General features: G+C 64.7%; 8 protein-coding genes. All 8 read right to left on the bottom strand.

What is annotated here, in order from left to right; translation table 11 throughout:
* Nucleotides 1–2,448: type VI secretion system Vgr family protein (locus KYC_RS03855; protein ID WP_043517467.1), on the bottom strand; the 2,448-nt coding region annotated here is incomplete at its 3' end.
* A 64-nt stretch (nt 2,449–2,512) separates the two neighbouring features.
* Nucleotides 2,513–3,202 carry a type VI secretion system-associated protein TagF gene (tagF, locus tag KYC_RS03850; protein WP_008159053.1) on the bottom strand — a complete coding sequence of 230 codons (690 nt, stop codon included), beginning with the start codon at nt 3,200–3,202 and terminating at the stop codon, nt 2,513–2,515.
* On the bottom strand, nt 3,199–7,083 hold the full coding sequence (gene tssM / locus KYC_RS03845) for a type VI secretion system membrane subunit TssM (protein WP_043517466.1): 3,885 nt from the start codon (nt 7,081–7,083) through the stop codon (nt 3,199–3,201). The genes tagF and tssM overlap by 4 nt, the downstream gene beginning before the upstream one ends.
* A 39-nt stretch (nt 7,084–7,122) precedes the next feature.
* Nucleotides 7,123–8,445 carry a type VI secretion system protein TssL, long form gene (gene tssL / locus KYC_RS03840; RefSeq protein ID WP_008159050.1) on the bottom strand — a complete coding sequence of 441 codons (1,323 nt, stop codon included), beginning with the start codon at nt 8,443–8,445 and terminating at the stop codon, nt 7,123–7,125.
* A complete protein-coding gene (gene tssK / locus KYC_RS03835) occupies nt 8,442–9,791 on the bottom strand; it encodes a type VI secretion system baseplate subunit TssK (protein WP_008159048.1) in 1,350 nt (449 codons plus the stop codon). Before tssK ends, tssL begins: the two co-directional genes overlap by 4 nt.
* 5 nt (nt 9,792–9,796) lie before the next feature.
* Nucleotides 9,797–10,336, bottom strand: a complete 540-nt coding sequence (gene tssJ / locus KYC_RS03830) for a type VI secretion system lipoprotein TssJ (protein WP_238531879.1) — start codon at nt 10,334–10,336, stop codon at nt 9,797–9,799.
* A gap of 136 nt (nt 10,337–10,472) precedes the next feature.
* Entirely contained in the window at nt 10,473–10,955 is a 483-nt protein-coding gene (locus KYC_RS03825) for an Hcp family type VI secretion system effector (protein WP_008159044.1), read from the bottom strand.
* A 113-nt stretch (nt 10,956–11,068) separates the two neighbouring features.
* Nucleotides 11,069–12,571, bottom strand: a complete 1,503-nt coding sequence (gene tssC, locus KYC_RS03820) for a type VI secretion system contractile sheath large subunit (RefSeq protein ID WP_008159042.1) — start codon at nt 12,569–12,571, stop codon at nt 11,069–11,071.
* Between the last annotated feature and the right edge of the window lie 5 nt (nt 12,572–12,576).

The following is a 12,576-nucleotide window of genomic DNA, read 5'->3' as shown; positions in this document are numbered from 1 at the left end:
GTCGGCGTCGGTGTTTTCCGTCGGCGTCGGCGGCGGTGTTTCCGTCGGCGTCGGCGGCGGCGTTTCCGTCGGCGTCGGCGTCGGTGTATCGGTCGGCGTCGGCGGCGGTGTTTCCGTCGGCGTCGGCGGCGGTGTTTCCGTCGGCGTCGGCGGCGGTGTTTCCGTCGGCGTCGGCGGCGGCGTTTCCGTCGGCGTCGGCGTCGGTGTTTCCGTCGGCGTCGGCGTCGGCGTCGTCGTTCCCGGCGGCGTCGGCGTCGGCGTTCCCGGCGGTGTCGGTGTTCCCACCGGAGGCAGCGTCCCCGACGGGGGCAGCCCTGGCAACGGCAACGGCAAAACAAGCCCTGCCTTCAACCCAGCCAAGAGATCCTTCGGGATATCTGGCAACACCACCGGCGGGACGCCCAGGCCCATGCCGAATCCCAAGGCTCCCTTATCTTTCTTCTTCTCGTATTTGTCTAAGTGCACCTCCGTGCCCTTGACCTTCACCGCCTCGGCGCCGACGATTTCGACCGCCTTCCCGATGATCTTTATGGTGCCGTCGTGCAACATATTGATGGCGGACTTTCCGCAGGTGATCGAAACCGCCGCGCCCGCATTCAGCAGGTAGCCCGCCCCCACGTTGAAGTTGACCGCGGCGCCCACGTTCACGGCGTAGGCCCCGCCGACATTGAGCGCGCAGGCGCCGCCGACCTGCGTGGAGTGCGCCAGGCCGACGTTATAGGACGCCGCGCCCACCACCGTGCTACTGAGCATGCCGCCCACGCACTCATTGTGGTTAAGCCCTACCAACATCCCAAGCGACAGGGCCACGGTGCGGGATTCATTGCCCTTGGTCAGGGTCACCATCTCGCGCTCGGCCTGCATATAGAACTCTTCGGCGCCCACCCTGTCCTCGAAGCGCAGGCCGTTGTAGTTTTCCCGCCCGCCTTCAAGGCTGCGGGTCTTGATCCCGCTCTTGGTCGCCTCGCCCGGCAGATCCCACGGTGGTCGCGTCACGCTGTTGTAGAGACCGCCCAGGATGATGGGACGGTCGGGATCGCCGTTCATGAAGCTGATGACCACTTCCTGGCCGATGCGGGGGATGTACATGCCGCCAAAGTTGGAGCCGGCCCAGGCCTGATTGACACGCACCCAGCAGGAATCCGACGCGTCGTTGCGCGCGTAGCGGTCCCACAGGAAGCGGACCTTGACCCGTCCAAACTCATCGGTCCACACCTCCTGCCCCGGGGGGCCGACCACGATGGCCGACTGCGGGCCGCTCACGACGGGCTTGGGTAGCGTCCGGGGCATGCGGAACACTTCCTCGGTGGGCTGGACTTCCATCTGGTTGACGCACTCGTACGTCACCGACCCGCCGGACTCTTCTTCGATCTCGTTCAGCACCAGGTCGGACGCCAGCACCAGATACTCGCGGTTTGCCCGCTCGTACAGGTGCTCGGTCAGGAAGAAGGTCTGCCCCGCCGCCAAGCCCCGGACATTCCCGTATCCGTGCGAACGCACCCCGCGCGCGCGCCGCTCCTCCATGCGCACGCGGCTGATGAGCGCGCCGTGCTTGGCATCGGTGTAGTCGCCCGGCCACTCGTAGATCTCGCCCTCGGCCCAACTGGTCTCGCGCGGCTGATGGCTGGACGTCGCCAGCGGCATCCGCGGCCGCGTGAAATCGAAGTCATCGACCACCACGCGCCCCGGAAACAGGCGCTCGTCGACGCCGAACTCGTGGAATACATCGACGTCAAGGCGTCCGCCCTCCGCCTGCATCGCAATATCCTGGTAGGCGGGGCTGTCGGGCGGGCGGTGGGCGCCGACGTGGTCGCACAACACCAGCCGGTGCGTTCCCCCCGAGTGCTCGAAGAACCAGTAGATGCCCCATTCCTCCATCAAGCGCTGGATGAAGTCGAAATCGGTCTCGCCGTACTGAACCTGGAAGTTCCGCGGTTCGTTGGACAGGCTCTCCGGCAGAATCGCGTACTTCTCGATATCCAGCCGCTTGTCCACCGGATACGGATAATCCTTGAGCACCGAATCAATGATCTCGACCACGCTCTGGTCCTGGAAGATCTTGTAGTCGGTGGTCAACGTGGCCAGCCAGAGCCACGGACGCAGAATGACCCGATAAAGATTGTGGTCTCCGTCCTGCCGGACGAACCCGGCCTTCACTACCAGCCCCGTGATCTCCCGGCCGGTTCCGTCCGAAAGCTGGATCGTGACGGTCAATTCCTTGCCGATCATGTCCTTGAGATCGACGTTGGCCGATACCGACAAGGGCATTTGCGTGGAATTCGGCGTGCGCAGGAGCACCTCGTAGGTAAACAGTTGGCCCATCCGCTCCCGGCCTTCCAGCGACCGGAAGCGCAACATGGGCCGGCCCAGGGTCGACGGCAGACCCGCGCCGCGAATCTGCACCGTGCGGGCTTGATTCAGTAAAGGGATATTTTCGCTAGCCATCATTGACTTCCTCAGGCTTGGTTGATTCGGCCAGCCGGCGCGCCGCGGTTCGACGCGCCGGCAGCCTTCAGTCCAGGTCGGCGGACTCGCTGGCCGCCACCGATAAGAAACTCACATACCCCGCTTGCGCGTCCTGCTGCCAGTACCACGCCTGCGTGGAATCGCCGAAAATCGTGGAAGGCCAATCCCGCCAGGGCGCGTAGGGCACACCCGCCAGCCCATCGGTCTGACCGTCGGACGGCCCTGCGTGCGCCCAGGCGCGAGCAGCCGCAAAGTCCGGCCCGTCGTTGCTCCGCCGCAGGCCCCTCAGCAAGCCGCCTCGCGGCACGCGCCACAATCTGTTGATCTGATCTATCAGTCCCTCGCTCAAGCCGGGCGCGGGCGCCGTCAGGTGCCCGCACAGCAGCCGCGACAGGCAGAACAAGGCGTTGTCGTGCGTGCCCAGCAACGAAGACACCTTGGCGGGGTCCAGCAGGAACCACATCAGGAACGGGTGTTCGCGCCCGAACTTGTCTTGCGATTGGGCATAGACGCCCGCCACATAACGGTCGCGCGAAAATGCCAGGCATCCCGGCGTCATGACAAAGCTCCAGGGCATCGCATGGGCGTCCGCCAGCCGGGATTCCTGCCTTGCACGCTGCAGCGGGCCGCGCAGCCAGGTTCTCCACGCCTCCTGGACCTCGGACGGCGCGCTCTGGCGCACGAAGTCGCCATAAGCCGGCAGCTTCCCCCAGTAGGCGGGGCGAGGCAGGTTCACAACGCTCCCCCAGGGCAGCGGAAGCCGCGCAACAACGTCCCCGTCAAGAAATTCCCCCTGCGGCCGCCGCCCAGTTCCAGGACGGCGTGCCGGCCGTCGAATTCGAAGTCGACCAGCGCCCTGCCCGACGACGCCGTCGACGTGACGCGCCCGTACTCCAACAGGCGCAGCGGCGCCCAGGGGCCGGTGAGATAGATCGAAGACGTTTCGGCGGACACCCGCGGCTTGGCCGACAGTTCCAGCGAACTGCCGCTGCGGGGGCCCGGCCACGCGAACGAGAAGGGCGAGATCGGGCCATGCACGTAACGCAAGCGCTCTCCGTCGACATCCAGCATCAGCTCAGTAATGCTGGTGTCCACCGAGACGATGCGGCCGGTCAAACGGTAGTTCAGGCCCTTGCCGTCGCCGCCACCGAAGAATGCCGCGCGTATTTCGGCGGCCCGCTCGAATGGATGCAGGTCAGGCCCGCGAATCGCGGGCGTGCCCGGATTGACGGACTTGTAGCGCCAGGGCGTCGAACTGGTGTCGACGTAGCTGGCCAGGGAGCGCTGGAAGGTCGCGTCGAACAGCCCGCCCGCGGCGAACAACTGCACAAAGTCGTCCGGATCGACTTCCTGCTCGGCATCCGCGAAAGGGAACTTGCCAGAGATGGCGGCGCGGCAAGTCCTCCCAACCGACGCGTTGACCTGCTCGGCCAATAACAGCCCGGTCTCGCGTCCCAGTTGGCTGGCCGTGCGCTGGAACAGCACCGCCAGGATTCGCTTGAACGGCGCGGGCAGCGTGTCGGCGGTCAGGATCAGCGCGGACGCCGATTCCTGCACGGGCGGCATGCTGGCGGTAGCCAATGCGTTGCTGGCCACGGACATCTGGTTGTATTGCTCCGCCACCAGTTGCAGCACCTGCTGGAGCTGCGCGCCCGGCTTGGCCGGGTCGATCTGGCCCGGCGTGGGCGATCCGGTCACGACTTCCCGCAGCGCCGAAAACCGCTTGTCCACCATGTCTTGCACCAGCTTGTCCTGGTCAAACCCCGAGGCAAGCTTGCCCAGCGCATCCGACGCCCTGCCTACCGAACTCGACCGCCGTTGCGCCGTCTCCATGGCCACCTCCGCGGCCGCGGCTGCCGTCGGATTGCCGGGAGCCGACGCATCGCTCAGCGTCGTGTTGCGCGCCAGCACGAATCCGAGCCGCGAGAGCGGCGAGTCCGCGGCGGTCAATGCGCGCAAGGTCGCGACATCGACCGACAGCGGCGCATCGCTGGCCTCCGACACCGAGGCCAGACGTATCTGACCCAGGTAACGCTCCCAGTGCGCCGCGTAGTCGCGCAGATACTGTGTATGGATTTCGCGTTCCACCTGCTCTTTGTCCAGCCAGAAACGGCCCAGGCCCTGCGCCTGGTCCAGCGGCGTATCGCCGCCCGCCTGCCGCCCCATCAGCCAGTTGTCGCGCGCCCACACCGCGTCGACGAACCCGCTCAAGCGCTTGCGAAAGACGTCGCGGTATCCGGCGTACGTATACAGACCCGGCACGCCCGCATCCCTACCCGGCGCCTGGTCGCTGAACAATGCCGCGTCGTTGGCGCCCAAAGCCTGGTGCAGCGAAAATGGCGCCGGCGCTACATCAGCAAGCGCACGCAGCGCCCTGTCGTACAGGCGCGGGGCGTCCGGGCGCTCCTGCAGGAACGCCCGAACCTGTTCCACCAGCGCCGTATCGCGCTCCGAGACCGCTTTGGCTTCGTAGTCGCCACTGAACAACGAGCGCAAGTGCACGGCCAATTGCGATTTCTCGCGATCGCTGTCCTGGCGGGAATCCGCCCAGTCGTTCTCAACCCAGCCAATGAGCGCGTCGGGCTCGTAGAACCGGGTGTCGAACAGCGACAGGTACAGACCGAGCGTGGTGTAGAGTGCTTCGGTGTTCTTGCGCGCCAGCTGCTCCCGCAGCGCGCGCGCAAGCGTGGCCTCAACCGGAGGCAACAGGTAGGTGCGCAGCAGTCGCGCGTAGGCCTCTTGCACGGCCGCGTCCACCGGCGGCGCCGAATACAAGCCGTAGCGGTACTCCAGCGCCGGCATGTCCAGGTCCAGGCCATCCACATGGGCAAGCCTGGCCGCCTCGGTCAGCATGCGCACCCGCTGCGCGTCCAGCGTTTCGCCTGAAGCGTTTTCCACGCGCTGCGCCAGCGCATCCGCCCTTTCGCCGACCACCTCCAGATACTGCTCGTTCCGGGCGTGGCTGCCCACCATGCCGACCACCAGCCAGGCCGCCAGCGCGGCCGAGCCCACGTGCACGCCCCAGCGCAACGCCGCCCGCGCCATGATCCACTTGCGGTTGGGCTGCACCAGGTGCGATTCCGGGATGACGACCTGCTTGAACAGATTGCGAAGAAAGTAGCTGCGGTGCGCCATCAGCGCCGGCTCGCGGCCGCTGGAAGACAGCACGATTTCGTCGCCACCGTAGAGGCGGCGCAGCGTGCGCCTCAGGCGTTCGAACAGCGCGTTCTGGTCGGCGTTCAGGACGGTCTCCGCCTGTTGCGCGCTGGTCAGGTACACGCCGCGCAGCATGCGCTGGATCTGGACGTCGTCGTACCGGGAATCCAGGAACACCTTGGACAGCAGATCCGTCAGCAGGCCGGCAAGGCTGCGGAACTCCTGCGGAAACGGATACAGCCGCTTGCGGCGCGCCAGCCCGTATTCCTCCACCAGGCGCGCATTCAGCCCATCCTCCAGGCGCCGCTCCAGCAATTGAAATTCCTCGTCGAACCGCGCCTTCAGGTCGATGTCCTGGCCTTCCGATTCCCGGCGTGCGTAATCCAGCGTAAAGCCCCAGACCTGAGACCGCCCTTCTGCCGTCATGGCCTGGAAGTACTCGTCAAAGCCGGGCAAAAGATCCAGCTTGGTGACCAGCACATAGACCGGGAAGCGTATGCCCAGCTCGTTGCGCAGGTCCGCCAGGCGTGCCCGCAGAATGGCCGCGAGCGCGCCGCCATCGCCCTCCGGCTTCTCCAGCAGTTCCGCCACGCTCACCGCCAGGATGACGCCATTGATCGGCGCGCGGGTCCGGTGCTTGCGCAAGGCGCCCAGGAACCCCTGCCATTCGGCCGCATTCACGGCCGCCGCCTGGGCGTTTCCCTGTTCGTTCTGGTCGCTGTACCGGCCCGCGGTGTCGATCATCACGGCCTCGTTCGTGAACCACCAATCGCAATTGACGGTGCCTCCGGACCCGGGAATGCTGGCTACGCCCATCTGCTCGGCCAACGGAAAATCCAGTCCCGAGTTCAGGATGGCAGTGGTTTTTCCCGCGCCAGGCGTGCCGATGATCATGTACCACGGCAATTCGTACAGATAGCGCTTGCTCTCGAGCAGGCGCCGCCATCCCCGCGGCGCGCCGCGCAGGCGCTTGAGCTGTACCACGGCTTTGGAGACCACCAGCTTGACGGCCCTTACCTCGGTCGGCGCATCGGGACTGGCGGCATCGGCCTTGGGGGCAAGAATGCGGCGCAACAGCGCTTCATCGGTGCGCAACAGCCTGAACAAGCGGTACAGGCCATAGAGCGTCGTCAACAACAAAATGACGGAAATCACCCCGATGCGCACGCCCACTTCCTTAAGCGGGCGCAACTCGCCGACGGCCGCCATCGGACCGCCGAACCAGACAAGCGCGCACAGCGCCGCGACCCAAATGATCCATAGCGGCCAATCGAGCAGCCAGAAGCAAAGCGCCGCCAGCAGCAGGCCGATCACGACCAGGCGCACGACCGCGCCTTCCACCGGCTTCAAGCCGCCCACATCGACCATCGGCCCCACGACCCAGATCGCCCCGGCCAGGAGCACCAGGACGATAATGGCCACGAAGCGCCAAGACAACAGAAAGCCCAGCAATCGTTTCATTGTTTGTTAGTCCATTTCCCGCCTGACGGCGTGCGCGTGTCAATACGAAGTCACGTACAGTTCGACCCGGCGGTTTTGAGCCCTGCCTTCCGCCGTCGCGTTGTCGCCCAGGGGATTGAATTCGCCCCGGCCCGCAGCCACCGCGTTTTCGGGCGCCATCCCCCGCTTCAGGAACACGTCGCGCACGAATTCGGCGCGCTTTTGCGACAGCGCCTGGTTGTCCGGGAATTGCCGGGTTCGAATAGGCTGGTTATCGGTGTACCCAACCACCTCGACCTTGCCCTCCACCCGCCTGACTTCGTCGGCCACGCGCTCCAGCACCGCGACCATTGGCGGCAGCACATCGCTGCGCCCCGACACGAACATGGTGTCTCCCGGGAACGTGACCAGCGTGCGCTTGGGTTCCTCGCGCAGCTTCACAAGTCCCCGCGCAATCTCTTCCTTGAGCAGTTCGGCCAGCCTCAAGCGGGACGCGGGCTGCATCGGCTCCGCCACGGCGGCGCCTACGACGGTTTGCTGCCCCGGGATCCCCACCAGCGAAATGCGCTGCGCCACCGAATCGCGCAGCGCCGTCACGTGATTGAGCAAATAGCCAAGCACGCTGGCCGTTATCAGCAGCGCCAGCGCCGCACTCAGCCAACCCGGGACTGCCCGGCGCAGGCCCTGCCCGGCAGGGCCTTCCCCTTGCCAATTGACGGACAGTTCGCTGGACGCCGAATCCCGGGCCCGCGCCACCAATGCCGAAAGGCGCTGGCGGATCTGTTCAAGATGACGGTGGCCGTCCGCCACGACGCTGTAGCGGCCTTCGAATCCCAGGCCCAGGATGTGGTACAGCACCTCCAGCGCGTTGGCATACTCTTCGGGGTCGCTTGCCATGCGCCCGATCAACAGGAAGAACTTCTCGCCGCCGTCCACCTCGCCTTCGAACGCGATCAGCATCCCCTGCGCAGCCCAGACGCCGCCTGCCCCCCAGACGCTGCGGTTGGCGGCTTCGTCCAGCGCCGTGCACAGGCAATAACGCGCAACCGCCACGTTCTTCCAGGGCACGTCGGCCTTGTCGCAGATGTTCTGGAACACGCCGATCTCGCGCACCAGCAACTGCCGCAGCGCCAGGATCGCAGTCTGGTCGGGCAGGTTCTCGGGCATGGACGCCAACAGCCGCAGCAAGGGGCCCGCCGCCTCAAGCAGCGGGTTCTTCGAGGCCTGGACGGCCTCAAGGCGCGTGGCGAAGTCGGCGGCAATGCCCTCCTCGTCCAGCGCGGTCTCGACTTTCGGCGAATCCCGCTCGGGGCTGGCCGGCGCCAAACTCGCCGGCGCCGTCAAAAAGTCGAAGGTTCTCACGTCAAAGCCAGGCGCGTTCATCGGCTGCGAACTCCCCACAGTTCAAGTTTCAGTTCGGGGAACTGCCCGGCTATATGCAAGGCAAGCCCACCCTGTCGGGCGATCTGATCCCACAGGGGTCCCGACCTGGACAATTCGAAATAGACATTTCCGGCCGCAAATGGAATCTGACGCGGCGGCACCGGCATGGGCGACAACGCCAGGCCCGGCAGGTGCGACCGGATCAGTTCCGGCAACCGTTGCGGATGCGAGATCTTGGTATGGGAAAGAAACTGCTGGAGCAGGTTGTCCGGCGACATCTGCGCACTGACCGCCAGCACGAGATTCGCGTAGCCCTGCAATTCCGACGGCATCAGCGTCGCGACGCGCACGCCGTGCGCCTGCTCGACCAGCGGTATGGCCTGGGCGCTGCGCACCAGCACCTGGTTCAACAGGCTGTGCACTTCCGCCACCAGCGGCTGGATACTGGGATACAGCTGCGCGTGGTCGTAGCCCGGCGCCGCCATCGGGCGCCGCGACTGCGGCCTGACATACGTGGCCAGGTCGCCAGCCAGCATCGCCAGCGTCGTATAGAGCCGCTCGGGAGGCGTCTCGGCCACGTGGCAAATGTGATCCAGCAGCGGGTCGTACCGATTCAGGATCTGCAGCAGCAGATAGTCAGACACTTCCGCCGCCGAGGTCACCCCGCCCTGACCGCTCGACAAGCGGCTGGCCAGCGCATCCGCGCGCAGCTTGACCAGCCCCTGCAACTGCTGTGACCACTGCACAAGCAGGGGATGCGCCGCGCACGCGCTGACGGGCGGAATGAAATCTCCGTCATGCAGTGTGACGGATCCGTCCGACAGAATGGACTTGACGCGGCCGACCGCGATGCCGATCCAGGACTGGGTCAGTTCCTTTTCCGGCATCAATCGCAGCCGCAGGCTTGCCAGCTGCACGGCCTTCGGCCCTTGACCGATCGCATTGCTGTCCGCCAGTTCCTTGTCGAAAGCCAGGTAGCGCGCCATGGACCCCAGGTCCAGGTCAAAGCCGGTCTCGTCGACGTCGGGCAGTCGCAGCGGGACCGCAAGATAAATGACTTGATTCAAGTGCTCGGGCAGCACCGTCAGCGGCGCCGGCGGCGGATTGTGCGCCGGGATATCAAAGGGCGTCCCATCGGGGAACACCCCTAACCCCTTCTGCAAGGCGATTTTTCCGAACGACAGCGCCTCATGGTCGATCTCATAACGCGACAGTCCCCAAAAGAACGGTCCGGACGGCGCCGCGCGCTTGTGCGCGAAGAACTCCAGGTAGCGCTCCTGCTGCTGGAAGAGCTGCGGAATGAGGAACAACCCCTCGCTCCATACGACTTTGCTGTAGAGGCTCATAGACTTCAATCCACTTCGGCAATGGACACGGTGTCGGCGCCGACCTTGATCTGGACCTTCAGGTCCTGGCTTGACGACCCGAACCAGCCTTGCGTCTGCCTGGGCGGCAGTACATAAGTTGCCCGCCACACGGCGCGGCCAAGATCGCGATAGCCTGCGATCACGCCAATTGCCACCGCCTGCCCGTCCACGCGGCGCTTGATGAGCTTGCGGTCCGTGGGACGCAGCACCAGTTCCGTGGACTCCGCCAGGTCGGCGCCCAGCACTTGGCGCGGCTTGGATTGCAGCGAGAAAAAGTCGGCCTCTTCGAATGCGGAGCGAGACTTCAGCTCGAACAGCTGAACCTGTATCGGCGCCGGCCGGCCCTGCGCATCCGCGTTCACGCGCTCGTCCGCCTCGATGGCGATGGCGAGGCGCACTGTCTTCTCCGGCGCTTCCTTTTTGCTTGCGCAGGCCGGCAACAGCGTCACGACAAACAGCAGCGCCAAGAGACCTGACCAACCGGAGCGGCTCGGAAAAAACGAATAGGTATCGGTTCTATGCATGGATGAGTTCGCGCCTACAGAGCCCGAGGAAATACACACGCGCGGCATGCCGTGCGCCTATCAGAAAAAAAAGGGTGGACAGCGATAGAGCCTGGAAACGCCGCCCACCCCCCAAGTCGCCGTTCTCGAGCGAAAATCAGGCCGCGTTCTTCTTGATGTCGAACGTCGCGGTCACCGCGCCGCCGCTGCCACCCTGAGCGTTCTGGAGGATGTACTCCTGCTTCATGCTGGTGAACGACAGGCTGACACGTTCACGCGGACGGGACTCGTCTCCCCCCACGCCTTCCGGGTTGACGCGCGTAACCAGCACGTCGTTCATCGTCAGCTTCAGATATTCCAGCGGACTGCCGCCGGATTTGCGCACCACGAGCTGCGCCTGCTTGATGTGCTTGCCGAGCAGGCAGTACTGGACCAGGTTCGGCGTCGCACGGTCGATGTAGTGCTCGAAGGTCAGGTCGTCAACCGTGGCCTTGCCGGTGCCGCCCCCCGAGCCCATATGCATATTGGACTGTTGCGACACGCCCCAGGACCAGTTCAGGACTTCGATCTCGTTCTTGTGGGTCGCGTCTTCGGCTTCACCTTCGATACCGTCGACTTTCAGGAAAATATCGTGTGCCATGTGAAATCCTTACACCATGTGTTGTTGCGAAATTGGCCGGTCAAGATTCAAGAGCATTCCGGGCCGCTGCTCCCGCGGAGTTATCCGCCATACTCAACTTGACTTGCGGCCGCTCAAGCCGCGGCCTTGACCGACGGCAGCTTCGCCACCAGGCGCAGCGACACCGTCAACCCTTCCAGCTGGAAGTGCGGACGCAGGAAGAACTTGGCCTGGTAGTACCCGGGATTGCCTTCGACGTCTTCCACCACGACCTCGGCCGCAGCCAGGGGACGACGGGCCTTGGTTTCCTGGGAACTGTTCGCGGGATCCGCGTCGACGTAGTTCATGACCCATTCGTTGAGCCATGTCTGCATCTCGTCGCGCTCTTTGAAGGAGCCGATCTTGTCGCGCACAATGCACTTCAGGTAGTGCGCGAATCGCGAGCAGGCGAACAGGTACGGCAGGCGCGCCGACAGATTGGCGTTGGCGGTCGCGTCGGCGTCGTAGTATTCGGCCGGCTTCTGTAGCGACTGCGCGCCGATGAAGGCCGCGTAGTTCGTGCTCTTTCGATGGATCAGCGGTATGAAGCCGTTCTTGGACAGCTCGGCCTCGCGCCGGTCCGAGATGGCGATTTCCGTCGGGCACTTCATGTCCACGCCGCCATCGTCCGTGGGGAACGTGTGGCAAGGCAGGTTTTCAACTACCCCGCCGCTTTCAACGCCGCGGATCAAGGTGCACCACCCATATTCCTTAAATGAGCGGTTGATGTTGACCGCCATGGCGTACGCGGCGTTGGACCACACATACTTGCGGTGATCGGAACCGTCCGTGGACTCTTCGAAGTCGAATTCGTCGACGGGGTTGGTCTTGGCGCCGTAAGGCAGGCGCGATAGAAACCGCGGCATGGCCAGGCCGATGTAGCGGGCATCCTCGGAATTGCGCAGCGCATTCCAGGGCGCATACTCCAGGTTCTGCGTGAAGATCTTGGTCAGATCGCGCGGGTTGGCCAATTCCTGCCAGGAATCCATCTGCAGCACCGAAGGCGCCGCGCCGCCGATGAACGGCGCATGGGAAGCGGCCGCCACCTTGGCGATAGAGGCCAGCAGGTCGACGTCATGCGGCGTGTGGTCGAAGTAGTAATCCGCGACCAGGCAGCCGTAGGGTTCGCCGCCCAGCTGTCCGTATTCCTCTTCGTAGACCTGCTTGAAGAACGGGCTCTGGTCCCACCCCAGCCCCTTGTGCCGTTTCATTGTCCGGCGCAACTCGTCCTTGGACAGGTCCATGAAGCGAATCTTCAGCTTCTCATCCGTCTCGGTGTTATTGACGAGGTGATGCAGACCGCGCCATGCGCTTTCCAGTTTCTGGAAATCCTGGTGATGCAGAATCTGGTTGATCTGTTCGGACAGCTTGCGGTCGATCTCGCCAATGATGGCCGCGATGCTCTTGTAGGCATCGTCGGACATGCGTACGACATTCTGCAGCGCCTGTTCAGCCAGCGTCTGCACCGCCCGCTCGACGGCCGCGCGCGCCTGGTCGGTCTTGGGCTTGAACTCCCGCGCCAGAAGACCGTTGAAATCCGACTCCAGCGTTTCCGCCTTCGCCGCGTCCTGCGCTATAGACTTTTCCTTGACAGCCATAGTTC

Origin of the sequence: Achromobacter arsenitoxydans SY8 (assembly GCF_000236785.1) — a bacterium.
GTDB classification, from domain to species: domain Bacteria; phylum Pseudomonadota; class Gammaproteobacteria; order Burkholderiales; family Burkholderiaceae_B; genus Achromobacter; species Achromobacter arsenitoxydans.
The sequence above is the reverse complement of the archived record's forward strand: the minus strand, read 5'-3'. Positions and strand labels throughout refer to the sequence as shown.

Excerpts from the sequence above, each read along its gene's own strand:
- tssJ (WP_238531879.1), bottom strand. The coding sequence starts at position 10,336 with ATGCATAGAACCGATACCTATTCGTTTTTTCCGAGCCGCTCCGGTTGG.
- tssK (WP_008159048.1), bottom strand. The coding sequence starts at position 9,791 with ATGAGCCTCTACAGCAAAGTCGTATGGAGCGAGGGGTTGTTCCTCATT.
- KYC_RS03825 (WP_008159044.1), bottom strand. The coding sequence starts at position 10,955 with ATGGCACACGATATTTTCCTGAAAGTCGACGGTATCGAAGGTGAAGCC.
- tssM (WP_043517466.1), bottom strand. The coding sequence starts at position 7,083 with ATGAAACGATTGCTGGGCTTTCTGTTGTCTTGGCGCTTCGTGGCCATT.
- tssC (WP_008159042.1), bottom strand. The coding sequence starts at position 12,571 with ATGGCTGTCAAGGAAAAGTCTATAGCGCAGGACGCGGCGAAGGCGGAA.
- tssL (WP_008159050.1), bottom strand. The coding sequence starts at position 8,445 with ATGAACGCGCCTGGCTTTGACGTGAGAACCTTCGACTTTTTGACGGCG.